Source organism: Streptomyces sp. NPDC051913, assembly GCF_044593635.1.
Taxonomy (GTDB): domain Bacteria; phylum Actinomycetota; class Actinomycetes; order Streptomycetales; family Streptomycetaceae; genus Streptomyces.
Genome location: NZ_JBIUCI010000029.1, coordinates 19,759 through 44,235, shown reverse-complemented (window position 1 = coordinate 44,235; position 24,477 = coordinate 19,759). Strand labels below are relative to the sequence as shown.

The window sequence follows — 24,477 nt, the reverse complement described above, 5'->3', positions numbered from 1 at the left end:
GGGTCATTGCCATGCGCACCCGAATTCTCGTACTTGGAAAGCGCGTCGGCTGAAGCTGAGCCTCGACCGCTCAGCGACCACTCCCGGCGCGCTCCCCTCGCTTGCCTTACGGCACGAGGGGTTTTTTGTTGCACAGGTACCGAGCGTAAAACCGTTCAAACCGCACGAACATCGCAAAAACCCTCAGCATCGAGAAGAGAATGACGATGACCGAGCAGGCCACCGGGGCCCACCATCCGCAGCCGCGGCCCCGATCCGGAGGACAGCAGTCCCCTCCCGAGAGCGTCACGGGCGCGAAGTCGCTCATCCGTTCGCTTGAAGAGGTCGGCGTCGACACGGTATTCGGTATCCCCGGAGGCACGATCCTGCCGGCGTACGACCCGATGATGGACTCCACCCGGGTGCGTCACGTCCTGGTCCGCCACGAGCAGGGCGCCGGTCACGCGGCCACGGGCTACGCGCAGGCCACCGGCAAGGTCGGCGTCTGCATGGCGACCTCGGGACCCGGTGCGACCAACCTCGTCACCCCGATCGCGGACGCCAACATGGACTCGGTGCCGCTCGTGGCGATCACCGGCCAGGTGGTCTCCAAGGCGATCGGCACGGACGCCTTCCAGGAGGCGGACATCGTCGGCATCACGATGCCGATCACCAAGCACAGCTTCCTGGTCACCAAGGCCGAGGACATCCCGCGGACCATCGCGCAGGCGTTCCACATCGCCTCCACCGGCCGCCCCGGCCCGGTGCTGGTGGACATCCCCAAGGACATCCTCCAGGCGCAGACCACGTTCTCCTGGCCGCCGGTCATGGACCTGCCCGGCTACCGCCCGGTGACCAAGCCGCACGCCAAGCAGATCCGCGAGGCCGCGAAGCTCATCACGGCCGCCAAGCGGCCCGTCCTCTACGTCGGCGGCGGCGTCATCAAGGCCCAGGCCACCGCCGAGCTGAAGGTCCTCGCAGAACTCACCGGAGCGCCCGTCACCACCACCCTGATGGCGCTCGGCGCATTCCCCGACAGCCACCCGCTGCACGTGGGAATGCCGGGCATGCACGGTGCGGTCACCGCCGTCACCGCGCTGCAGAAGGCCGACCTGATCGTCGCCCTCGGAGCCCGCTTCGACGACCGCGTCACCGGCAAGCTGGACAGCTTCGCCCCGTACGCCAAGATCGTCCACGCCGACATCGACCCCGCGGAGATCGGCAAGAACCGCACCGCGGACGTGCCGATCGTCGGTGACGCCCGCGAGGTCATCGCCGACCTGGTCCAGGCCGTGCAGAAGGAGCACAGCGAGGGCCACCAGGCCGATTACACGGCCTGGTGGAAGGACCTCAACCGCTGGCGCGAGACCTACCCGCTCGGTTACGACCAGCCGGAGAACGGCTCGCTGTCGCCGCAGCAGGTCATCCAGCGCATCGGCCAGCTCGCCCCGGAGGGCACGATCTTCGCCGCGGGCGTCGGCCAGCACCAGATGTGGGCGGCGCACTACATCGAGTACGAGAAGCCCGCGACCTGGCTGAACTCCGGCGGCGCCGGAACCATGGGCTACGCGGTCCCCGCCGCGATGGGCGCCAAGGCCGGCCGGCCGGACCGGGCGGTCTGGGCGATCGACGGCGACGGCTGCTTCCAGATGACCAACCAGGAGCTCACCACCTGCGCCCTGAACAACATCCCGATCAAGGTCGCCGTCATCAACAACGGCGCCCTCGGGATGGTCCGCCAGTGGCAGACCCTCTTCTACAACCAGCGGTACTCCAACACCGTGCTGCACTCCGGGCCCGACGACGTCAACCCGGACGCCCGTGGCACCCGCGTCCCCGACTTCGTGAAGCTGTCGGAGGCCATGGGCTGCTACGCGATCCGCTGCGAGGACCCGGCCGACCTCGACAAGGTCATCGAAGAGGCGAACTCGATCAACGACCGCCCGGTCGTCATCGACTTCATCGTCCACGAGGACGCCATGGTGTGGCCGATGGTCGCCGCCGGCACCTCCAACGACGAGATCATGGCCGCCCGGGACGTCCGCCCCGACTTCGGCGACAACGAAGACGACTGAGCGAGAGAGACGTAAAGATCATGTCCAAGCACACGCTCTCCGTCCTGGTGGAGAACAAGCCCGGCATCCTGGCCCGCATCGCGGCCCTGTTCTCCCGCCGCGGCTTCAACATCGACTCGCTCGCCGTCGGGGTCACCGAGCACGCCGACATCTCCCGCATCACGATCGTGGTGAGCGTCGACGCGCTGCCCCTGGAGCAGGTCACCAAGCAGCTCAACAAGCTGGTCGAGGTGCTCAAGATCGTCGAACTGGAGCCGGCGAGCGCGGTTCAGCGTGAACTCGTTCTGGTGAAGGTGCGCGCCGACAACGAGACGCGCTCGCAGATCGTCGAGATCGTCCAGCTGTTCCGCGCCAAGACCGTCGACGTCTCCCCGGAGGCCGTCACCGTCGAGGCCACCGGCTCCAGCGACAAGCTGGAGGCCATGCTCAAGATGCTGGAGCCCTTCGGCATCAAGGAGCTCGTCCAGTCCGGCACGATCGCGATCGGCCGCGGCGCGCGCTCGATCACCGACCGTTCGCTGCGCGCGCTCGACCGAAGCGCGTAAGGCAGGCACGGGCGGCGGCGCGGGCCGTCGCCCGTATGGCGAGACCCCGAGACTTCACTTCAGCCCGCCGTCATACGGTGGGACGCAACACCTGCACTCAAGGAGAGAACCCAAAGTGGCCGAGCTGTTCTACGACGCCGACGCCGACCTGTCCATCATCCAGGGCCGCAAGGTCGCGGTCATCGGTTACGGCAGCCAGGGCCACGCCCACGCGCTGTCGCTCCGTGACTCGGGCGTCGACGTCCGTGTCGGTCTGCACGAGGGCTCCAAGTCCAAGGCCAAGGCCGAGGAGCAGGGCCTGCGCGTGGTGACGCCGGCGGAGGCCGCCGCCGAGGCCGACGTCATCATGATCCTGGTCCCGGACCCGATCCAGGCCCAGGTCTACGAGGAGTCCATCAAGGACAACCTCAACGAGGGCGACGCGCTGTTCTTCGGCCACGGCCTGAACATCCGCTTCGACTTCATCAAGCCCCCGGCCGGCGTGGACGTCTGCATGGTCGCCCCCAAGGGCCCGGGTCACCTCGTGCGCCGTCAGTACGAGGAGGGTCGCGGCGTTCCGTGCATCGCGGCCGTCGAGCAGGACGCCACGGGCAACGCCTTCGCGCTGGCCCTGTCGTACGCCAAGGGCATCGGTGGCACCCGCGCGGGCGTCATCAAGACGACCTTCACCGAGGAGACCGAGACCGACCTCTTCGGCGAGCAGGCCGTTCTCTGCGGTGGTACGGCCGCGCTGGTCAAGGCCGGCTTCGAGACGCTGACCGAGGCCGGCTACCAGCCGGAGATCGCGTACTTCGAGTGCCTGCACGAGCTGAAGCTCATCGTCGACCTCATGTACGAGGGCGGCCTGGAGAAGATGCGCTGGTCCGTCTCCGAGACCGCCGAGTGGGGCGACTACGTCACCGGCCCGCGCATCATCACCGACGCCACCAAGGCCGAGATGAAGAAGGTCCTGGCCGAGATCCAGGACGGCACCTTCGCGCGTGAGTGGATGGCCGAGTACCACGGCGGTCTGAAGAAGTACAACGAGTACAAGCAGCAGGACTCCGAGCACCTCCTGGAGACCACCGGCAAGCAGCTGCGCAAGCTGATGAGCTGGGTCGACGAGGAGGCGTAAGTCCTCCAGCGACGGGGCCGGAGCGGCATGCTCCGGCCCCGTTGTCCAACCTGTCCGGCCACGGACGGGTGATCCTTCCGCAGTGGCGTAAATGCCCGGTGGCCACGCCACTACACTGCTGCACTACATACGCGTCAGGCCCACAGCGTCGTGCGTCTTCCACGCGGCCAGTAACCTCCACCGCCTGCGGCCGTCGGGACGGCCGTCCGCATTGGACTTGTGAGGACTCACGTGAGCTCGAAACCTGTCGTACTCATCGCTGAAGAGCTGTCGCCCGCGACCGTCGACGCGCTTGGCCCCGACTTCGAGATCCGGCAGTGCAACGGCGCGGACCGCGCCGAGCTGCTGCCCGCCATCGCCGACGTCGACGCGATCCTGATCCGCTCCGCCACCAAGGTGGACGCCGAGGCGATCGCCGCCGCGAACAAGCTGAAGGTCGTCGCACGAGCCGGCGTCGGCCTGGACAACGTGGACGTCTCCGCCGCCACCAAGGCCGGCGTGATGGTCGTCAACGCCCCGACCTCCAACATCGTGACCGCCGCCGAGCTGGCCTGTGGCCTGCTCCTGGCCACCGCGCGGCACATCCCGCAGGCCAACTCGGCGCTGAAGAACGGCGAGTGGAAGCGCAGCAAGTACACGGGCGTCGAGCTCGCCGAGAAGACCCTCGGCGTCGTGGGCCTCGGGCGCATCGGTGCGCTCGTCGCGCAGCGCATGTCCGCCTTCGGGATGAAGGTCGTCGCCTACGACCCCTACATCCAGCCCGCGCGCGCCGCGCAGATGGGCGTCAAGGTGCTGTCCCTGGACGAGCTCCTCGAGGTCTCCGACTTCATCACCGTCCACCTGCCCAAGACCCCCGAGACGGTCGGTCTGATCGGCGACGAGGCCCTGCACAAGGTCAAGCCGAGCGTGCGCATCGTCAACGCCGCGCGCGGTGGCATCGTCGACGAGGCCGCGCTGTTCTCCGCCCTCAAGGAGGGCCGGGTCGCCGGCGCCGGTCTCGACGTGTACGCGAAGGAGCCCTGCACGGACTCCCCGCTCTTCGAGCTCGACCAGGTCGTCTGCACCCCGCACCTCGGCGCCTCCACCGACGAGGCCCAGGAGAAGGCCGGGATCGCGGTCGCCCGTTCGGTGCGGCTCGCGCTCGCCGGTGAGCTGGTCCCGGACGCGGTCAACGTCCAGGGCGGTGTCATCGCCGAGGACGTCAAGCCGGGTCTGCCGCTCGCCGAGCGCCTCGGCCGCATCTTCACCGCGCTCGCCGGTGAGGTCGCGGTCCGCCTCGACGTCGAGGTGTACGGCGAGATCACCCAGCACGACGTGAAGGTGCTGGAGCTGTCCGCCCTCAAGGGTGTCTTCGAGGACGTCGTCGACGAGACGGTCTCCTACGTCAACGCCCCGCTGTTCGCGCAGGAGCGCGGCGTCGAGGTGCGCCTGACGACCAGCTCGGAGTCGTCGGACCACCGCAACGTGGTCACCGTGCGCGGCACGCTCGGCAGCGGCGAGGAGGTGTCGGTCTCCGGCACGCTGGCCGGCCCGAAGCACCTCCAGAAGATCGTGGCCGTGGGTGAGTACGACGTGGACCTGGCCCTCGCCGACCACATGGTCGTCCTGCGCTACGAGGACCGTCCCGGTGTCGTCGGCACCGTGGGCCGGATCTTCGGCGAGGCGGGCATCAACATCGCCGGCATGCAGGTCGCCCGCGCGGCGGTCGGCGGCGAGGCGCTGGCCGTCCTGACCGTCGACGACACGGTGCCCGCCGGGGTGCTGGCCGAGGTCGAGGCGGAGATCGGCGCGACGTCGGCGCGTGCCGTGAACCTGGTCTGACGTACCACGCGAAAAGGCGGGGCGCGCCGAGGTCGATCCTCGGCGCGCCCCGCCTTTCTCCGTCAGGCGGACGCCGCCTCCGGTTCCGGTTCCGTCACCGGCTCCCGCACCTCCACGCCCCGCAGCGTCACCGCGGCCAGCACCGCGGCCCCCGCCAGGAACACGGCCCCGCCGATCGCCGCACCCTGCATCCCGCTGGTGAACGCCTCCCGGGCCACCGTCGCGAGACCGGGCACCCGGTCGGCCACGGCCAGCGCTCCGCCCAGCGTCTCGCGGGCCGCGTCCGGGGCCGAGGCCGGCATCTCGTGGCGGTAGACCGCCGTACCGATGGAGCCGAGCAGCGCCATGCCCAGCGCGCCGCCGAACTCCGAGCCGGTCTCCATCAGCGAGGACGCGGTGCCCGCCCGCTCGGCCGGGGCGGCACCCATGGCCAGGTCCATGATCTGGGACATCACGACGACACCGCCGACGGCGAGGACCGCGCACGCGGTCAGCACCACCCACAGTGAGTCCGTGCCGGCGAAGGCCAGGACGACGAACCCGGCAGCGGCGATCACGAAGCCCGCGGTGACGACCCGGGAGCGGTCGACGCCCTTCTGTACGAGGCTCGTCGCGACCGGCGCGGCCGCCCCGATCGGCACCGACGGCAGCAGCGCCCACAGGGCAGCCTCCAGCGCGCTCTTGTCGAGCACCGACTGAAGGTACTGCGTGGTGAAGTACGCCGACCCCATGATCCCGAACGCCGAGACGAGGTTCAGGCCGACAGCGGGGGCGAAGCCGCGGCCGCGGAACAGGGCCGGGTCGATCATCGGTGAGGCCGCGGTGCGCTGGCGGTGGACGAACAGGGCCGCGAAGAGCAGGCCGACGGTGATCGAGACGACGTAGCGGACGTTCCAGCCCTCGGAGGGGATCTCCTTCAGGCCGTAGATGACGGGGAGCACGGCCGCCATGGACAGGGGCACGCTCAGCCAGTCGAAGCGGCCGGACGCCGGGTTGCGGGACTCCGGCAGCAGCACCGGGCCGAGGACCAGCAGCAGCGCCATCGCGGGCAGGTTGACCAGGAAGACCGAGCCCCACCAGAAGTACTCGACCAGCACCCCGCTCATCACCGAGCCGAGCGCGATCCCGGCCGTCATCACGCCGGACCACAGGCCGATCGCCTTCGCGCGCTGGCCGGGGTCGGTGAACATCGTGCGCAGCAGGGCCATCGTCGACGGCATCAGGGTCGCGCCGCCGATGCCGAGGACCGCGCGGGCCGCGATCAGGGTCTCGGCGCTGTCGGCGTACGCCGCGAGCAGGGAGGCGGCGCCGAAGGCGGTGGCGCCGATCAGCAGGAGACGGCGGTGGCCGATGCGGTCGCCCAGCGAGCCCATGGTCATCAGCAGGCCGGCGAGCACGAAGGCGTAGATGTCGAAGATCCACAGCTGCTGGGTGCCGGACGGCTCCAGGTCGGCGCTGATCGAGGGGATCGCGAAGTAGAGGACGGAGACGTCCATCGAGACCAGCAGCAGCGGAAGCATCAGCACGCCGAGGGCGGTCCATTCACGGCGCCCGGCACGGGTCGAGTTCGAGGTCATGCCGAGGAATGTACGCGCGTCTTAAACGCTTGTCTAGAACGTATGTATAAGACGTTGGTCTAGGACGCTTGTATGGACCCGGGGTAGGGTGGCGGCATGGGACACCGTGAGGATCTGCTGGAAGGCGCCAAGCGCTGCCTGCTGGCCAAGGGCTTCGCGCGCACGACGGCGCGTGACATCGTCAAGGAGTCGGGGACCAACCTCGCCTCGATCGGCTATCACTACGGCTCGAAGGACGCGCTGCTCGCGCAGGCGTACGTGGCGTTGGTCGAGGGGATGGCCGAAGCCTTCGACGGGGTCGCCGGGATCGGTGCGGAGCCCGGTTCGCTGGAGCGTTTCCAGGAGGTGTGGTCCAACATCATCGAGACGATGCGCGGGCCCGGTTCGCTCTGGCGGCTCAGCGTGGAGATCGTGGCGATGCGGGACCAACTGCCCGAACTGGCCGAGCACTTGGCGAAGGCGCAGCGGGAGGGGGCGCGCGGTATCGTCCCGCTCTTCATGGGTGGGCGCGAGGAGGATGTCGAGGAGGCGACCGTCGACACCCTCGGCGCCTTCTACACCACGTTGATGATGGGCCTCATGGCGCAGTGGACCTTCGATCCCAAGAGCGCCCCGGAGGCGGAGCAGCTCACGGCGGGGCTGCGTCAGCTGATCGAGGCCGCCACCCTTCCGCCTGGACCGGCCGGCTGAGGAGTCACCGCTCGACCTCGTCCACGAGCGACGCACCGGACGCTCCGGCCCCGGCGCGGGCCGCCCCGCCAAGCTCTACAAGCGCTCCGCCCGGCAGATCACCGGTGAGCCGACCCGGACCGTCCTGCGCCGCAAGGCCCACGAGCTGGGCACCTGGCCGGCCGAGGAGGGCGCCGGCGACGGTGTGCTCGGCCTGCTGGAGCGCCACGGCTTCGAACCCCGCGGTGGCGGAGCGGCTGTCGCTGGTCGCCGGCTACAGTCGCGTCCCCTTCAGCGCCATGTGCAGCAGCAGCCGGTCCTCCCCGTCGTCCAGGTCGAGGCCGGTCAGCTGCTCGACCCGGGAGAGGCGGTAGTAGAGGGTCTGCCGGTGGATGCCGAGGGCCGCAGCCGTGCGGCCGGCCTGGCCCGCGCAGTCGAGGTAGGTCTCGGCGGTGCGGGCGAGGTCGCGATGGGCGGGGGAGAGCAGGGGGCGTACGGCGGGGTCGTGGGCCGAGTCCGGCGGGAGGGACGTCAGCAGCCGGTACGGGCCGATGCCGGACCAGTGCGCGATCGGGCCCAGCGCCGGTTCCGCCAGGGCCGCGCGGGCCGCGGCCGAGGCCTCGTGCCAGGCCGTCGGCAGGTCGGTCAGACTGGTGCGGGGTGCGCCGATGCCGGCGGCCCGCGGGGCGCCGGTGTCGCCGAGCAGGCGCTGTGCCGCCGTCAGCGCGGGTGTCGCCACCTCCGGCGACCGCAGTCTGACCAGGATCGCGAGGCTCTGGGCGGCCGTGCCCCACGGAACCGTGCACAGCGCCGTCGCGTGCGGGACCGTACGGGCCGAGGGAGCGTCGTCCGGGTCGGCGGACGGCCACGGGGCGACGCACACCACCGCGTGCGGGCCGTCGCCGCGCGGACCGAGGGCCGTACGCAGCGCCGCCACCGCCATGTCCCCCTGCCAGCCGCGCTCGGCGGTCAGCACCGCCCGCAGCTCCCGGCTGAGGTCCGCCCCGTGCTGCGCCTCGTCCGCGAGCAGCGCCCCGATCCGGACGGTCACGTCCATGGCGGCGGCCAACTGGCCTTCGGTGGGGCCGGGGTCGGACTCCAGCAGCCAGACATAGCCGAGGACGACACCCCGGTGGCGTACGGGGAGACAGATCCGCCCGCGGTACACGCCCGCCTCCGGGGTCGGCGGGATGCGGACCGGGCCGGTCGCGCGGGTGATGCCGAAGCCCTCGAACCAGGTGCGGACCGCCGTCGTCGAGCGGCGGGTCAGGATCGAGCGGGTACGGACGGGGTCCAGGGCCGACGGATCGAGGTCGCCCTCGCTGTCGTACGCACCGAAGGCGATCAGCTCGAAGTCGCGGTTCTCCAGGGTCGCCGGGACGCCGAGAAGCTCCGAGATCTCGTCGACCAGTTCCTGGAAGTCACCTTTGTAGTCGGCTGTCACTCAGGCATTCTCCCGCACGATCGCAGACCTTTCATACATCTGTCTGAGATCCGCGGCACGGATGCGTGACAGCTGTCGATGGCAGACGATCGGAGGGATCCTTAGGTTTCACGGTGGTTCTATCTGCTGGTTTGTGGAGGTGCCCCGTGCTGGGTCCCGTGATTCTTGCCGCGTCGCGAAGCGACCGGATGCGACGCCTGATCTCGGCGGCCCCGGTGACCAAGCAGGTCGTCGACCGCTTCATCCCCGGTGAGACCGTCGACGACGTCGTACCGATCATCGAGAGCCTCACCGACCGGGGCCTGGAGCTGACGATGGACGTCGTCGGCGAGGACATCACCACCCCCGAGCAGGCCTTTGCCGCCCGCGACGCCTACCTCGCGCTGATCGACCGGCTGCGCGACCTCGGCCTCGGCGAGCGCGTCGAGATGTCCGTCAAGCTGTCGATGTTCGGGCAGGCACTGGACGGCGGGCACGAACTGGCCCTCGCCAACGTCCGCCCCGTCGTCGAGGCCGCCGCCGCCATCGGCACGACCGTGACCCTCGACGCCGAGGACCACACCACCCTGGACTCGATGTTCGCCATCCACGAGGAACTGCGGAAGGACTTCCCGCAGACCGGCTGTGTCATCCAGGCCTACCTCTTCCGCACCGAGGCCGACGCCCGCCGCCTCGCCGAGGCAGGCAGCCGCGTCCGGCTCGTGAAGGGCGCCTACAAGGAGCCCGCCGAGGTCGCGTACCAGCAGAAGCACGAGATCGACAAGGCGTACGTCCGCGTCCTGAAGACGCTGATGGAGGGCGAGGGGTACCCGATGATCGGTTCCCACGACCCGCGCCTGATCTCCATCGCCCAGGAACTCGCCCGCAAGGCCGGGCGCAAGCTCGACGAGTACGAGTTCCAGATGCTGTACGGCATCCGCAGCGACGAGCATCTGCGGCTCGCCGCCGAAGGGCACCGTATGCGCGTCTACACCGCCTACGGCACCGACTGGTACGGCTACTTCATGCGCCGTCTGGCGGAGAAGCCGGCGAACCTCCTCTTCTTCGTCCGCTCGACCCTCACCAAGGGCTGACCCGAACACCCGCTCACGTACAAGGAGTTACGGATCTCATGGACGCTGTGACCCAGGTCCCCACCCCCGTCAACGAGCCGGTGCACGGCTACGCCCCCGGCTCGCCCGAGCGTGCCCGTCTGGAGGCCAAGCTCAAGGAGCTGGCCGAGAACCCGATCGACCTGCCGATGACCATCGGCGGCGAGAAGAGGATGGGTGGCGGCGACCGTTTCGACGTCGTTCAGCCGCACAACCACAAGTCCCGCCTCGGCACGTACGCCAACGCCACCCAGCAGGACGCCCAGGACGCGATCGACGCGGCCCTCGCCGCCGCGCCCGCCTGGCGCGCGATGTCCTTCGACGACCGTGCCGCGATCATCCTGCGCGCCGCCGAGCTGCTGGCCGGTCCGTGGCGCGAGACCCTCGCGGCATCCACCATGCTCGGGCAGTCCAAGACCGCCCAGCAGGCCGAGATCGACACCCCCTGTGAGCTGGTCGACTTCTGGCGCTTCAACGTCAAGTACGCCCGCGACCTGCTCGCCGAGCAGCCCCCGGCCAACTCCCCGGGCGTCTGGAACCGTCTCGACCACCGCCCGCTCGAAGGCTTCGTCTACGCCATCACGCCGTTCAACTTCACGGCGATCGCGGGCAACCTGCCGACCGCGCCCGCGCTCATGGGCAACGTCGTCGTCTGGAAGCCGTCCCCGACGCAGACCCACGCGGCCGTGCTGCTGATGCAGCTCCTGGAGGAGGCCGGGCTGCCCAAGGGCGTCATCAACCTCGTCACCGGCGACGGCATCGAGGTCTCCAAGGTCGCCCTTGAGCACCGCGACCTCGCCGGCATCCACTTCACCGGCTCCACCAAGACCTTCCAGTACCTGTGGAAGACGGTCGGCGCCAACATCGAGAAGTACCGCTCCTACCCGCGCCTGGTCGGCGAGACCGGCGGCAAGGACTTCGTCGTCGCCCACCCGAGCGCCGACAGGGCGATCCTCAAGACGGCCCTCACCCGGGGCGCCTTCGAGTACCAGGGCCAGAAGTGCAGCGCCACCTCCCGCGCCTACATCCCGGCGTCGATCTGGAACTCCGGCTTCAAGGAGGAGTTCGCGGCCGAGGTCGACTACCTGACCATGGGTGACGTCACCGACCTTGCGAACTTCGTCGGCGCGGTCATCGACGAGCGCGCGTTCGCCAAGAACAAGGCCGCCATCGACCGCGCCAAGGCCGACCCCACCTGCACGATCGTCGCGGGCGGTTCGTACGACGACTCGGTCGGCTACTTCGTCCGCCCGACGGTCGTCGAGTGCAGCGACCCGGAGAACGAGGTCTTCACGACCGAGTACTTCGGCCCGTTCCTCGCGGTGCACGTCTACGAGGACGACCACTACGACGAGATGCTGACCCAGATGGAGTCGGCGTCCGACTACGCCCTGACCGGCTCGGTGATCTCCGCCGACCGCGCGGCGACGGCGTACACGATGGAGAAGCTCCGCTACGCGGCCGGCAACTTCTACATCAACGACAAGTCGACCGGTGCCGTCGTCGGCCAGCAGCCCTTCGGCGGCGGCCGCGCCTCCGGCACCAACGACAAGGCCGGCGCCCCGCAGAACCTGATGCGCTGGACGCTGACCCGCGCCATCAAGGAGACCCTGGTCCCGCCGACCGACTACACGTACCCGCACATGGGCTGACACCACGTCACACGAGCTGAGGGGCCGGGCTGCCGTCCGGCCCCTTCGTGTGCCGGGCCAGGAAGTCCCGCACGAGGTCCGCGATCTGTGCCGCGTGGGTCTCCAGGGCGAAGTGGCCCGTGGGCAGGAGGTGGATCTCGGACTTCGGCAGGTCGCGCTGGAAGGCGAGTGCTCCGGCCGGGACGAAGATCTCGTCGTGGGCGCCCCAGGCGGCGAGGAGCGGGACCTGGCTGTCGCGGAAGTACGCGTGGAAGGCCGGGTACAGGGCGAAGTTGGAGCCGTAGTCGGAGATCAGGTCGAGCTGGATCTGCGACTGGCCGGGGCGGGCCATCAGGGCCGCGTCGTGCTCGTAGGCCTCCGGCGCCACGAGCTCCCGGTACTCCTCCGGTACGCCGTGCAGGTACTGCCACTTGATGCCGTCCGGTGAGCTGATCTCCCGTACCGGCGCCTCCGTCTGCGGTGTCCGCTCCGCGATGAGCGCGAGGACCGGCGCCCAGGCATCCTTTCCCAGCCCCTCCTCGTAGGCGTTGCCGTTCTGCGTGACGATCGCCGTGACGCGCTCGGGGTGGGCGAGGGCGAGGCGCAGGCCGATCGGGGCGCCGTAGTCCTGGATGTAGAGGGCGTACCGGTCGATGCCGAGCTGCTCGGTGAACTCGCCGGTGATGGCGGCGAGTTCGGCGAAGGAGTAGCGGAAGTCGGTGGCGGCGGGGGCTGCCGAGCGGCCGAAGCCGATGTGGTCGGGGGCGATGAGGCGGTACCGGTCGGCGAGGCGGGGGATCAGCTCGCGGAACATGTGCGAGCTGGTGGGGAAGCCGTGCAGCAGGAGGACGACCGGGGCGTCGGCGGGGCCGGCCTCGCGGTAGTGGATCTCCAGGCCGCGGACGGTGGTGGTGCGGTGAGCGGTGGCCATTACTGCTAACCCCTTAATGGATTTTTAACGGTTAGGTCACTCCATCATGCGTCACCGCACCAGTCAAGTGTCTTTGAGTGGTTAGAGGGCCGTCGTCCGCACCAGGATCTTGCCCGTGTTTCCGCCCCGCAGCATCAGCAGGAACGCCTCCACGATCCGCTCGAAGCCGTCCACCACCGTCTCGTCGAGGGCGAGCGTGCCCCGCTGGAGGTGCGGGACGGCGAACTCCTCCAACTCCCGTTGCACCTCCCGGTAGTTGCTCACCAGGAAACCCTCGATGCGCAGGCTCTTCTCGACCACGTCCGCGTGGTTGAAGTGGGCCGGGGCGGTGCCCGGGATGTTGTACTGGCCGACCGTGCCGATCCGGACCACCCGGCCGTGCTCCCGGAGCGCGCCGATCGCCGCGGCCAGTTGATCTCCGCCCACGTTGTCCACGACGAGGTCGATGCCGTCCGGTGCCGCCTTCGCCAACAGGTCCGGCACCGGACCCTCGTGGTAGTCGAACGCCGTGTCGTAGCCGACCTGTTCCGTCAGATGCCGGACCTTGGCGGGCGAGCCCGCGCTGCCGATCAGGCGGCCCGCGCCCAGGAGGCGGGCGAAGCGGCCCGTCGCCGTGCCGACGCCGCCGGCCGCCGCGGAGACGAAGAGGTCGTCGCCCTCGCGCAGCCCGGCGATCCTGGTCAGCCCCACGTACGCCGTCAGGCCCGTACCGCCGAGCACGCTCAAGTGCGCCGACAGCGGGACGCCTTGATACTCGGGGACGCGTCTGGCTTCCTCCGGGCCGACCACGGCGTGCGTGCGCCAGCCCCGCCGGTGGAAGACGATCGCGCCCTCCGGCAGCTCTGGCGCGCGGGACGCGATCACGCGGCCCAGCGTGCGGCCCTCCAGTGGGGCGTCCAACGCGAAGTCGCCGTCCATCATTTCCCGGTGGTAGGGGTCGACGGACCAGTAGAGGTTCTCCACCAGTGCCGTGCCGGCGGCGGGCTCGGGCACCGGTGACTCCGCGAAGCGGAAGTGCTCCGGGGTCGGGAAACCCGTCGGACGGGCGATCTGCTGGACGGTGAGCGCGGTGTCGGTCATGAGCGAGGAACGTAGAGAGGAATGCCCCCGCCGGGCAGAGGGTTGGGCTCATGCAACGGGCGGATCCATGAGCCGCCCTCATGACCGCAGGTGGGGAGCCCGGAAGTGAGCACCGTCGATCTCGCGCCGCAGGAGCTGCGCACCCTCGTCGCCGTCGCCGAGGAGGGCGGCTTCTCGGCCGCCGCCGTCCGGCTCGGCACCACCCAGTCCGCCGTCTCCCACGCCGTGCGCGGCATCGAACGCAAGCTGGGCGTCGTGCTCTTCGAGCGGGGGCGGTTCGGGGCCCGGCCGACCCCGGCGGGGGCGCGGGCCGTCTCCCACGGGCGGCGCGTGCTGCGGATGCTGGAGGCGCTGGTGGCCGAGACCCGACGCGCCTCGCCGGACGAGGTCGCCGGACCCCTGCGCATCGCCGCCTTCCGCAGCGCCGCCCTGTATCTGCTCCCACCCGTGCTGGAGCGCCTCACCGCCCGGCATCCGGCGCTGGAGCCGACCGTCACCGTCGTCCGGGAGGTCGGGCCGGGGACCGCCGGGGCGGTGGCGGAGGGGCGGGCCGACCTCGGCATCGCCACCTTCGGCACCAGCACGCCGGTCCCGCCGGAGCTCGTGGGGGACGTACTCCTGGAGGAGCCGTACTCCCTGGTGCACCCGGCCGGTCACCCCGACCCGCGCTCACTGCCCCTGGTCGACTGGCGGGAGAACTGCTCCTCCTACACCCGCACCTGGTGGGCCGCCCAGGACTGGATCCCCACCGCGACCGTCCGCGCCGAGGACGACGGAGCGGTGCTCTCGATGGTGAGCAGTGGTCTCGGTATGGCGATCATGCCCGCGCTCTCCCTCACCGGAGCACCGCTCTCGACGCAGATCACCGATCTCGGTCCCGGCCGGCCCACCCGCCAGGTCGGATACGTCACCACCCCCGAACTCGCCGCCACAACCGCGGTCCGTGCCCTCGTCCGCGAGCTGCGGGCACATGCCAATCCTGCCGCCGCTTCGGCAAAATCCCAGCTCAGGGCGGTGTGACCCAATCCACCGTCTCAGATAGTAGGAAGTCCGAGTAATTGTGGAGACAGACACGGCCGCCTCCCTTAGCTTTGTAGAAGCCGAACGTCTCGCTCGATCAAGCGAATGGCGGTCGTGAGCCGGGCCCCGTGCAGGCAACCCCTGCGGCCCCCGCTCCCCGCCCCTTCCGGCGTCTCGCAACCCCCGTTGCCTTCCATGAATTCGAAGGAGTCGATTTCTCATGGCCGAGACGACCGCCCGCCGTCGAGTCCGTCACACCTCTCGCACGAGCGAGTCCGACCGCAAGAACGCCGCGGCCGCCCTCCAGCGCGCCCTCGACCGCCGTGACAACGGCGGCTCGACCGGCCACTGAGACACCCTGTTACCGGGAGCCGCACCCGACGGGGTGCGGCGCGGGCTCACGCTCCGCGCCGCACCTCGAAATGGTCGATCCGGTCGCCGTTCTGCGCGAGCGCCGAGACCCTGAGCCGCGGCCTGCTGCCGCTCTCCGCCTCCACCGTGAGGAGGGAGAAGCCGCGGTAGCGCACCCGCGACCATTCCACCGTCTCCGCCTTCGTGGCCCGTGACCTCGTCCACCGGAAGGTGTCCACGGAGTCGACGTCGCGCACCTGACCCTCGTAACTCTCCTTCGCGCCTGCCGGGAAGCCGTACAGATCCTTGCCGCCCCCGCCCGCGGTGACGTACACGATCCCGTCCCGTGTCGGGTCGGTCGAGGCACCGATCGGCACCCGCCGGCCCACCTCGCCGCCCTTGATCGCGTCGGTCCGCTCGTAGACGTGGTTGTGCCCGTTGATCACCAGGTCCACCTGGTGCTTCGCGAAGAGCGGCAGCCACTCCGTGCGCACCCCGCCGTCCGAGGCGTGCGAGGAGGTCGAGTAGGCGCAGTGGTGGAAGAAGACGACGACGAAGTCCACCGTCTTGCGCAGCTCCCCGAGCTTCCCGTCCAGCCACGCCGTCTGCTTGCCGCCCGTGTACCCGAGGTTGGCGGGGATCTCGTACGACACGTCGTTGGCGTCCAGGGCCACGAAGCCGACGTTGCCGTACACGAAGGAGTACACGCCCGGTGCCGTGCGGGCGTCGAAGCCGCTGCCCGGGAGGGACCAGCGGGCGAGCTGGCCGCCGTAGCCGTCGGGGGAGTACCAGGCCTCCATGTCGTGGTTCCCGGTCGTCACCATCCAGGGCACCGACCGCGCGACCTGCTCGTTCTGCTTCAGGAACAGATCCCAGTACGCCGGGTCGTAGCCGTCCGCCTTCTCGCCGCGGCCGTTGACGTCGGCGTAGCAGATGTCGCCCGCGTGCAGATGGAAGGCCGGGTCCTGCTTCAGCAGGACGTCGTCGTTGGCAGCCGCGGCCTTGCTCACGCCCTGGTCGCCGAAGGCCGTGAACACGAACCTCTCCGGGCGGGTGGGCGCGGTGCGGAAGGACGCGATCGTCGAGCGGTGCTCGGGGGTGGCCGGGTCGAGGCCTTCGTGGCCGACGCCGTAGTAGTACGTCGTGCCGGGAAGCAGGTCGTCCAGGGCCGCGTGCACGTAGTACTGGTCGAGGGCGGGGCGTACGCCGGTGACGCCGGGCGTGTGGAGGTCGCGGATCTCGGCCTCGATCCGCCGGCCCAGGTCGTCGGGGCGGGCGCCGATCCGGACGTACGGCTTGCGGACGGCGGCCGGTACCTGCCAGGAGATCCGCATCTGCGTCCTCGGGTCGGCGCCGAAGGCGAGGTGGCGGCCGAAGGGGGCGACGGCGGAGCCCGGCACCGCGCTGGTCGCGGAGGCCGGGGCGGTCGTACGGGGTGATGAACCGTTTCCGTCGGTCGCGCACCCGGTCAGCAGGCCGCCGGCCACCGCGCCCGCCGTCACCAGCGTGCGGCGGCGGGTCAGCTTCGTACGCAGGTACTCGTACTGTTCGGCCATGCTCATCCGGCGTGCGAGCTGCGGCGGGATGCCTACGTCGGGAAGGTCCATGACGGAGAAGTTCCCAGCGCGGGCCAACAGTCGCCCCACATACGGGTGAACGCCGGTCGAAGGGCTGACGCCCAGCTGCGCCGCGGTGTCCGCATCGCGGACATGCCGTGTCATCACATGGGACGAGGAGTAGGGTGCCGACATGTCTCGCAGCATCAATCTCGCAGTGATTCCCGGTGACGGCATCGGCCAGGAGGTCGTGGCCGAAGGTCTGAAGGTCCTCTCCGCCGTCCTCCCGCAGGATGTGAAGCTGGAGACGAAGGAGTACGACTTCGGCGCCCGGCGCTACCACGCCACCGGTGAGACCCTCACCGACGCCGACGCGGACGCCCTCAAGCAGCACGACGCGATCCTCCTCGGCGCCATCGGCGACCCGTCGGTCCCCTCCGGTGTCCTGGAGCGCGGCTTCCTGCTGAAGCTCCGCTTCCTCTTCGACCACCACGTCAACCTGCGCCCCTCGAAGCTCCTGCCGGGCGTCGAGACGCCCCTCAAGGGCGAGCCGGCGATCGACTTCGTCGTGGTCCGTGAGGGCACCGAGGGCCCGTACACCGGCAACGGCGGCACCATCCGCAAGGGCACCCCGCACGAGGTCGCCACCGAGGTCTCGGTGAACACGGCCTTCGGTGTCGAGCGTGTCGTGCGGGACGCCTTCGCCCGTGCCCAGGCCCGTCCGCGCAAGAAGCTCACGCTGGTCCACAAGAACAACGTGCTGTCCTTCGCGGGCCACCTGTGGACGAACATCTTCAACCAGGTGGCCGAGGAGTTCCCCGAGGTCACCACCGACTACATCCACGTCGACGCGGCCACCATCTACCTGGTCACCGACCCGGCCCGGTTCGACGTGATCGTCACCGACAACCTCTTCGGCGACATCATCACCGACCTCGCCGCGGCCGTCTCCGGCGGCATCGGCGTCGCGGCGAGCGGCAACATCAACCCCTCCCGCGAGTTCCCCTCGATGTTCGAGCCGGTCCACGGCTCCGCGCCCGACATCGCCGGCCAGGGCAAGGCCGACCCCACCGCCACGGTCCTGTCCGTCGCGCTGCTCCTGCGCCACCTCGGCTACGAGACCGAGGCCGCCCGCATCGAGGACGCCGTCTCGGCCGACCTCGGCGAGCGCGCCGGCAAGCCCGCCCGCTCCACCTCGGAGATCGGCGACGCGCTGGCCGTACGAGCAGCCGGCTGACCCGCGGCTACCAGCACCACCTCGAAGCCGCCGGGTCGCAGACGCACCCGGCGGCTTCCGTATGCCCCCCGCCGGGTGACACCATCAACCCCTGGGTCGCATTCACGCCGTTTTCGTCCACGGACCCCCGCGCGCGATAATCGAACGCGGAGCCGCGGAATGAGGGAATGCTCGGACGTCCTAGCACTGGTCACTGACAGTAAAAGGGCGTGAGCGCGGCCCGTGTCACTACACAACCGGTGAAGGACAACCACTCATGACGACGCCCACGATCGAGCTCAAGCCCTCGGCCTCGCCACTTTCCGACGCGGAACGCGCCGCGATCCTGGCCAACCCCGGGTTCGGCCGCCACTTCACCGACCACATGGTCGTCATCAAGTGGACCGAGGGCCGCGGCTGGCACGACGGCCAGCTCGTGCCGTACGCGCCGCTCTCCCTCGACCCGGCGACGATGGTCCTGCACTACGCGCAGGAGATCTTCGAGGGCCTGAAGGCCTATCGCCAGCCCGACGGCACGGTGGCGACCTTCCGCCCGGAGAAGAACGCCCAGCGCTTCCAGGCCTCCGCCCGCCGCCTCGGCATGCCGGAGCTGCCGGTCGAGACGTTCATCGAGGCGTGCGACGCGCTGGTGAAGCAGGACGAGGCGTGGGTCCCGGCGCACGGCGGCGAGGAGTCCCTCTACCTCCGCCCGTTCATGATCGCGACCGAGGTCGGCCTGGGCGTGAAGCCGGCCAACGAGTACCTCTTCCTGGTCATCGCGTCCCCCGCCGGCGCGTACTTCCCGGGCGGCGTCAAGCCGGTGTCGATCTGGGTCTCCGAGGACCACGTCCGCGCCGTCCCCGGCGGCATGGGCGACGCCAAGACCGGCGGCAACTACGCCGCCTCCCTGCTCGCCCAGGCCGAGGCCGCCGAGCAGGGCTGCGCCCAGGTCTGCTACCTCGACGCGGTCGAGCGCAAGTGGGTCGAGGAACTCGGCGGCATGAACCTGTACTTCGTGTACGGCAACAAGATCGTCACGCCGACCCTGACCGGCTCCATCCTGGAGGGCGTCACCCGCGACTCCCTCCTCGCCGTCGCCCGTGACCTCGGCTACGAGGCCGAGGAGGGCCGGATCTCCGTCGACCAGTGGCAGACCGACTCCGCGAACGGCACCCTGACCGAGGTCTTCGCCTGCGGCACCGCCGCGGTCATCACCCCGGTCGGCACGGTCAAGCGCACCGGCGCCGAGTGGCAGCAGGGCACCGGGGAGCCCGGCGAGGTGACGGTCAAGCTCCGCCAGGCGCTGCTCGACATCCAGCGCGGCACGGCCGCTGACCAGCACGGCTGGATGCACAAGCTGGGCTAGACATCGGTGTTGGCCAGGGCCGTCCCGGAGGTCTCCTCCGTGGCGGCCCTGGTGCTGTTCCGCGCGGGTGACAGCAGCAGGTACGCGACCCCGCCCACCACCCCCGACAGCAGGAAGCTGCAGTCCACCCCGCCCGTCAGGGACAGCAGCGGACCCTCGTACGACGGCAGCGACACGGCCAGCAGGCCGACGGCCGCGCCCAGCGCCCAGGACGCCGTGGCCGGGATGTTCCAGCCGCTCCGGAACCAGTAGATCCCGCCCCGCGCACGGCGGTTGAAGACCTGGAGGGCGTCCGCGTCGTACACACCGCGGTCGCGTACGAAGCCGACGAGGGTGATGACCGCCCACGGGGTGCCGATCGCCGTCAGCAGGAGGACGAAGGACGTCATCGCGTCCTGCGCGGACGAGGCGTAGTGGCCGACGAAGACGCAGGCCGTGGCGACGACGGCGACGGTGTAGGTCGCGGTGGCCCGGGAGGCGCGCGGCAGGATGGCGTCCAGGTCGAGGCCCATCGAGTACAGCATCAGACCCGCGTTGCCCACCGAGCCCGCGGAGGCGGCCAGCAGCAGCGGGACCAGGTACCAGCCGGGGGACGCGGAGACCAGCGGCCCCGCGTAGTCCAGGGCCGCGCGGGCCCCGTACGCCGTGAACGTGCCGAACAGCTGCGGCACCAGCAGGCCCAGCAGCAGCCCGAGCCAGGTGGCGTGCAGGACCCGGCGGTCGGAGTGGCGGGCCGGGGAGATGTAGCGGGTGTAGTCGCCGAGGAGGGTGATGAAGGCGATCGGTCCGGACAGGCCCACGGCCACCGCCGCCAGCAGCCAGGTGGGCCAGAAGCCGCCCAGCAGATAGCCGCCCGCCTCGGGCAGGGCGTCCGTCGTGAAGTCGGGGGCGTAGGCCACGACGCCGAGGGCGAGCAGGGCCGTCATGCCGATCGCCAGCACCCGCGACATGGTGAGCAGGACCCGGTAGCCGTACACCGCGCCCGCCACGGTCGCCGCCGCGAGCAGCCCGTAGATCACGCCGTACGACCAGCCGCTCGCCGGCAGCCCGACCAGCCGGCCCAGTACGCCCACCATCACGTCGCCGCCGATCCAGACGGTCAGCGCGGTGTAGCCGAGGGCGAGGAGCAGGCCCACCACCGAGCCGACCAGTCGGCCGCGGACGCCGAACTGGGCGCCGGAGGAGGTGGAGAGGTTGGTGGCCGTGCGCAGGGAGATCAGCGCGAGCGGGGCCGTCAGCAGGGTGCCGACGACCGTGCCGGCCACGATCGAGCTCACCGAGCCCCACCAGTCGAGGCCGAAGGACGGCGGCAGCCAGCCGAAGACGATCACGCCCAGGCACAGGTTCGAGCCGAGCAGGATCGAGACGAGGTCACGGGGCCCGCTGGTGCGTTCCTCGTCGGGGATGGTGTCGACCCCGCGCTGTTCCATCGGCATGCTGCGTCTCCCTCGGTCCCTCGGTTTGAGTGACGTTCAATGTGAGGCGTGCCCTGCTCTGGCGTCAAGCCTTGGTTTGTGGACTTTCCCCGTTTAGAGTGTTGCTCTAAAGCGAAGGGAACGACATGCGGCTCACCCCCACCGAACGCGACCGCCTGCTGCTCTTCGGCGCCGCCGAGCTGGCCCGGGCGCGCAGGGCCCGGGGCCTGCGGCTGAACGTGCCGGAGGCCACCGCGCTCGTCGCGGACACCGTGTGCGAGGCCGCCCGGGACGGCGCGCGGCTCGCCGAGGCCATTGAGCGCGCGCGGTCGGTCCTCGGGCCGGACGACGTACTGCCCGGCGTCGCGGACGTCGTCACCGAGGTGCATGTCGAGGCCGTCTTCGACGACGGCTCGCGGCTCGCGGTCGTCTCCGACCCGATCGGGGGCGGCGGGCTCGCCGACCGGGCGCCGGGCGCGCTGCTGCCGGGTCCCGTGCACGCCGAGCCGGAGGCGGTCGTACGGCTGACGGTCACCAACACCGCGACCGTCCCCGTCTCCGTCACCTCGCACTTCCACTTCTTCGAGGCCAACCCGCGCCTCGACTTCGACCGGGGGGCCGGGTACGGCATGAGGCTCGCCGTCCCCGCCGGGTCGTCGGTGCGGTTCGGGCCGGGGGAGACGCTGGAGGTCGGGCTCGTGCCGATCGGCGGCGCGCGGGTCGCGATCGGCTTCGCCGGGCTCGTGGACGGGGCGCTGGACGCTCCGGGGGCGCGGGTAGAGGCGCTGCGGAGGGCTGCCGCCTGCGGATATCTGGGGGCGAGTACCGAGGAGGTTGTGGCATGAGCCGCCCCGGAGGGCACCCCGCCGAGGCCCGGCGCCTCACCCCGTACGAGTACGCCGCCACCCACGGCCCCCGCGCCGGCGACCGGGTCCGTCTCGGTGACTCCGGGCTGACGATCCGCGTCGAGGCCGACTCCCAGCGGTACGGCGACGAGTTCCTCGCCGGCTTCGGCAAGACCGCCCGGGACGGACTGCACCTCAAGGCCGCGGCCGTCCGCGAGACCTGCGACGTGGTGATCAGCAACGTGGTCGTGATCGACGCGGTGCTGGGCATCCGCAAGGTGTCCATCGGCATCCGCGAGGGACGGATCTGCGCGGTCGGACGGGCCGGGAACCCCGACACCCTAGACGGCGTGGACGTCGTGGTCGGCACCGGCACGTCCATCGTGTCCGGCGAGGGGCTCATCGCCACCGCCGGGGCCGTCGACACCCATGTGCACCTGCTGTCGCCGCGGATCATGGAGGCATCGCTGGCCTCCGGGGTGACCACGGTCATCGGCCAGGAGTTCGGGCCGGTGTGGGGTGTCGGGGTCAACTCGCCCTGGGCGCTGCGGCACGCGTTCAACGCCTTCGACGCCTGGCCCGTCAACATCGGCTTCCTGGGCCGGGGTTCGTCGTCCCATGACGCGCCTCTGGTCGAGGCGCTGGCCGAGGGCGGGGCGAGCGGCTTCAAGGTGCACGAGGACATGGGCGCCCATACGCGGGCGTTGGACACGGCACTGCGCGTCGCCGAAGAGTACGACGTCCAAGTCGCCCTGCACAGCGACGGGTTGAACGAGTGCCTGTCGGTCGAGGACACCCTGAGGGTGCTGGAGGGCCGGACCATCCACGCCTTCCACATCGAGGGCTGCGGCGGCGGGCACGTCCCCAACGTGCTGAAGATGGCGGGCGTGCCGAACGTCATCGGCTCCTCCACCAACCCCACCCTGCCCTTCGGGCGGGACGCGGTCGCCGAGCACTACGGCATGATCGTCTCCGTCCACGACCTGAAGACCGACCTGCCCGGCGACGCCGCCATGGCCCGCGACCGCATCCGCGCCGGGACCATGGGCGCCGAGGACGTGCTGCACGACCTGGGCGCGATCGGCATCACCTCCTCCGACGCGCAGGGCATGGGGCGGGCCGGTGAGACCGTCCGCCGCACCTTCGCGATGGCCGGCAAGATGAAGGCCGAGCTCGGCGCCGGGAACGACGACCACGACAACGAGCGCGTCCTGCGCTACATGGCCAAACTGACCATCAACCCGGCCATCGCCCACGGGCTCGCGCACGAGGTCGGGTCCATCGAGGTCGGCAAGCTGGCCGACATCGTGCTGTGGCGCCCGGAGTACTTCGGGGCCAAGCCGCAGCTGGTGCTGAAGTCGGGGTTCCCGGCCTACGGCGTGGTCGGCGACCCCAACGCGGCGACGGACACCTGCGAACCCCTCGTCCTGGGACCGCAGTTCGGGTCCTACGGCGCCACCCCCGCCGACCTCTCCGTCGCCTTCGTCGCACAGGCCGCCGTCGACCAGGGCAACGACTCGATGCCGACCCGGCGGCGCAGGGTCGCCGTCCGCGGCACCCGCGGCATCGGACCGGCCGACCTGCGCCTCAACTCCCGTACCGGAGCGGTCGACGTGGACCAGCGCACGGGACTGGTGACCCTCGACGGTGAGCCACTGCGCTCGGAACCCGCCGAGTCCGTCTCCCTCAACCGCCTCTACTTCCTCTAGGACTCGCTCATGACCGACTTCCGTATGCCCGCCGAGTGGGAACCGCACGAGCGCACCTGGATGGCCTGGCCCGGACCCAACCCGACGTTCACGAACGACGAGGAGCTGGCAGAGGCCCGCGCCGCCTGGGCGTCGGTGGCCCGTGCGGTGCGCCGCTTCGAGCCGGTGACCATGGTGCACGCGCCGGGCCAGGGCGACTCCGCCCGCGAACTGCTCGGCCCGGACGTCGAGTTGGTGGAGCGTGAGCTGGACGACGCGTGGATGCGGGACATCGGCCCGACCTTCGTGACGGACCCGGAGGGGCGACTCGCCGCCGTGGACTGGGTGTTCAACGGCTGGGGCGGACAGGAGTGGGCCCGCTGGGAGCACGACGCGAAGATCGCCGGACACGTCGCCGACCTGGCCGGGGTACCGGTGCTGAGCAGCGGACTCGTCAACGAGGGCGGCGCGATCCACGTGGACGGCGAGGGCACGGTCCTGCTCACCGACACCGTCCAGCTCGGCGCGGGCCGCAACCCCGACTGGACCCGCGAGCAGGTCGAGGCGGAGATCCACGCCCGGCTCGGCACCACCAAGGCCATCTGGCTCCCGCACGGCCTCGCCGGCGACTACGGGACCTACGGCACGCAGGGCCACGTCGACATCGTCGCTGCCTTCGCGCGGCCGGGCGTCGTGGTCGTGCACAGCCAGCGCGACCCGGCCCACCCCGACCACGCCCGCTCCCTGGAGTACGTCGACATCCTGCGCGGCCGGACCGACGCGCGGGGCCGCCGCCTGGAGGTCGTCGAGATCCCCGCCCCCACGGTGCTGACCGACGAGGACGGCGACTGGGTCGACTACTCCTACATCAACCACTACCTCTGCAACGGCGGCGTCGTCCTGTGCGGCTTCGACGACCCGAACGACGAACTCGCGGCCGGCATCTTCCGCCGGCTCTTCCCCGACCGCACGGTCACCCTCGTCGACGCCCGGGCGATCTTCGCGGGCGGGGGCGGTGTCCACTGCATCACCCAGCAGCAGCCGAGGACGGGCGTCAGGTAGA

At 70.5% G+C, this 24,477-nt stretch carries 20 protein-coding genes and 1 pseudogene; 15 read left to right on the top strand and 6 right to left on the bottom strand.

Annotated features, from left to right (window positions below):
• The first annotated feature begins 206 nt into the window (after positions 1-206).
• The 4 genes from ACIHIX_RS45205 (at position 207) to serA (ending at position 5,534) form a co-directional block, all read left to right on the top strand.
• Positions 207-2,054 (top strand): acetolactate synthase large subunit, encoded by a 1,848-nt coding sequence (locus tag ACIHIX_RS45205; protein WP_399966508.1) that lies wholly within the window; start codon positions 207-209, stop codon positions 2,052-2,054.
• A gap of 20 nt (positions 2,055-2,074) precedes the next feature.
• Positions 2,075-2,599, top strand: a complete 525-nt coding sequence (gene ilvN, locus ACIHIX_RS45200; protein ID WP_399966507.1) for an acetolactate synthase small subunit — start codon at positions 2,075-2,077, stop codon at positions 2,597-2,599.
• A 115-nt stretch (positions 2,600-2,714) separates the two neighbouring features.
• Complete coding sequence (gene ilvC / locus ACIHIX_RS45195) at positions 2,715-3,713, top strand: ketol-acid reductoisomerase (protein ID WP_399966506.1); 999 nt, start codon at positions 2,715-2,717, stop codon at positions 3,711-3,713.
• 231 nt (positions 3,714-3,944) lie between these two features.
• Entirely contained in the window at positions 3,945-5,534 is a 1,590-nt protein-coding gene (gene serA / locus ACIHIX_RS45190) for a phosphoglycerate dehydrogenase (protein WP_399966505.1), read from the top strand.
• Positions 5,535-5,596: 62 nt separating this feature from the next.
• Here serA and ACIHIX_RS45185 read toward each other — a convergent pair whose 3' ends face one another.
• Positions 5,597-7,111, bottom strand: coding sequence for an MFS transporter (locus ACIHIX_RS45185; protein WP_399966504.1), 1,515 nt, complete (start codon positions 7,109-7,111; stop codon positions 5,597-5,599).
• A 96-nt stretch (positions 7,112-7,207) separates the two neighbouring features.
• Here ACIHIX_RS45185 and ACIHIX_RS45180 point away from each other — a divergent pair, with 96 nt between their 5' ends.
• Both ACIHIX_RS45180 and ACIHIX_RS45175 read left to right on the top strand, forming a co-directional pair.
• A complete protein-coding gene (locus tag ACIHIX_RS45180; RefSeq protein WP_399966503.1) occupies positions 7,208-7,801 on the top strand; it encodes a TetR/AcrR family transcriptional regulator in 594 nt (197 codons plus the stop codon).
• Positions 7,779-8,024 (top strand): annotated as a pseudogene (locus ACIHIX_RS45175) (transcriptional regulator); the annotation flags it as partial. The gene ACIHIX_RS45180 and the pseudogene ACIHIX_RS45175, both read left to right, overlap by 23 nt.
• 30 nt (positions 8,025-8,054) lie before the next feature.
• On the opposite strand, the gene ACIHIX_RS45170 reads toward ACIHIX_RS45175, so the two are convergent.
• A complete protein-coding gene (locus ACIHIX_RS45170; protein WP_399966502.1) occupies positions 8,055-9,224 on the bottom strand; it encodes a PucR family transcriptional regulator in 1,170 nt (389 codons plus the stop codon).
• A gap of 146 nt (positions 9,225-9,370) precedes the next feature.
• Between ACIHIX_RS45170 and ACIHIX_RS45165 the strand changes: the two genes are divergently transcribed.
• On the top strand, positions 9,371-10,297 hold the full coding sequence (locus ACIHIX_RS45165) for a proline dehydrogenase family protein (RefSeq protein ID WP_399966501.1): 927 nt from the start codon (positions 9,371-9,373) through the stop codon (positions 10,295-10,297).
• 38 nt (positions 10,298-10,335) lie between these two features.
• Entirely contained in the window at positions 10,336-11,967 is a 1,632-nt protein-coding gene (gene pruA / locus ACIHIX_RS45160) for an L-glutamate gamma-semialdehyde dehydrogenase (RefSeq protein WP_399966500.1), read from the top strand.
• Between the two features lie 7 nt (positions 11,968-11,974).
• Here the strand turns inward: pruA and ACIHIX_RS45155 are convergent, their stop codons facing one another.
• Both ACIHIX_RS45155 and ACIHIX_RS45150 read right to left on the bottom strand, forming a co-directional pair.
• The gene (locus tag ACIHIX_RS45155; protein ID WP_399966499.1) at positions 11,975-12,877 is read right to left on the bottom strand and encodes an alpha/beta fold hydrolase; all 903 of its coding nucleotides are present in this window, start codon (positions 12,875-12,877) and stop codon (positions 11,975-11,977) included.
• A gap of 81 nt (positions 12,878-12,958) precedes the next feature.
• Positions 12,959-13,957 carry an NADP-dependent oxidoreductase gene (locus ACIHIX_RS45150; RefSeq protein WP_399966498.1) on the bottom strand — a complete coding sequence of 333 codons (999 nt, stop codon included), beginning with the start codon at positions 13,955-13,957 and terminating at the stop codon, positions 12,959-12,961.
• Positions 13,958-14,062: 105 nt separating this feature from the next.
• Here ACIHIX_RS45150 and ACIHIX_RS45145 point away from each other — a divergent pair, with 105 nt between their 5' ends.
• Together ACIHIX_RS45145 and ACIHIX_RS45140 are read left to right on the top strand one after the other, a co-directional pair.
• The gene (locus ACIHIX_RS45145) at positions 14,063-14,977 is read left to right on the top strand and encodes a LysR family transcriptional regulator (RefSeq protein ID WP_399966497.1); all 915 of its coding nucleotides are present in this window, start codon (positions 14,063-14,065) and stop codon (positions 14,975-14,977) included.
• Between the two features lie 220 nt (positions 14,978-15,197).
• Positions 15,198-15,329, top strand: a complete 132-nt coding sequence (locus tag ACIHIX_RS45140; protein WP_020121043.1) for a hypothetical protein — start codon at positions 15,198-15,200, stop codon at positions 15,327-15,329.
• Between the two features lie 46 nt (positions 15,330-15,375).
• Here the strand turns inward: ACIHIX_RS45140 and ACIHIX_RS45135 are convergent, their stop codons facing one another.
• A complete protein-coding gene (locus ACIHIX_RS45135) occupies positions 15,376-16,935 on the bottom strand; it encodes a purple acid phosphatase family protein (RefSeq protein WP_399966550.1) in 1,560 nt (519 codons plus the stop codon).
• A 142-nt stretch (positions 16,936-17,077) separates the two neighbouring features.
• Between ACIHIX_RS45135 and ACIHIX_RS45130 the strand changes: the two genes are divergently transcribed.
• Positions 17,078-18,121, top strand: a complete 1,044-nt coding sequence (locus ACIHIX_RS45130) for a 3-isopropylmalate dehydrogenase (protein WP_399966496.1) — start codon at positions 17,078-17,080, stop codon at positions 18,119-18,121.
• 256 nt (positions 18,122-18,377) lie between these two features.
• Complete coding sequence (locus tag ACIHIX_RS45125; protein ID WP_399966495.1) at positions 18,378-19,466, top strand: branched-chain amino acid aminotransferase; 1,089 nt, start codon at positions 18,378-18,380, stop codon at positions 19,464-19,466.
• On the opposite strand, the gene ACIHIX_RS45120 is transcribed toward ACIHIX_RS45125, so the two are convergent.
• Entirely contained in the window at positions 19,463-20,902 is a 1,440-nt protein-coding gene (locus ACIHIX_RS45120; protein WP_399966494.1) for a cytosine permease, read from the bottom strand. The two genes, ACIHIX_RS45125 and ACIHIX_RS45120, sit on opposite strands and share 4 nt — an antisense overlap.
• 125 nt (positions 20,903-21,027) lie before the next feature.
• Between ACIHIX_RS45120 and ureA the strand changes: the two genes are divergently transcribed.
• Genes ureA through ACIHIX_RS45105 form a run of 3 tightly spaced genes read left to right on the top strand, consistent with a single transcriptional unit; the run spans position 21,028 to position 24,476 of the window.
• Positions 21,028-21,726, top strand: coding sequence for an urease subunit gamma (gene ureA, locus ACIHIX_RS45115; RefSeq protein ID WP_399966493.1), 699 nt, complete (start codon positions 21,028-21,030; stop codon positions 21,724-21,726).
• Positions 21,723-23,435, top strand: coding sequence for an urease subunit alpha (locus ACIHIX_RS45110; RefSeq protein WP_399966492.1), 1,713 nt, complete (start codon positions 21,723-21,725; stop codon positions 23,433-23,435). Before ureA ends, ACIHIX_RS45110 begins: the two co-directional genes overlap by 4 nt.
• Positions 23,436-23,444: 9 nt before the next feature.
• Positions 23,445-24,476, top strand: a complete 1,032-nt coding sequence (locus tag ACIHIX_RS45105; RefSeq protein ID WP_399966491.1) for an agmatine/peptidylarginine deiminase — start codon at positions 23,445-23,447, stop codon at positions 24,474-24,476.
• Position 24,477 lies beyond the last annotated feature (1 nt).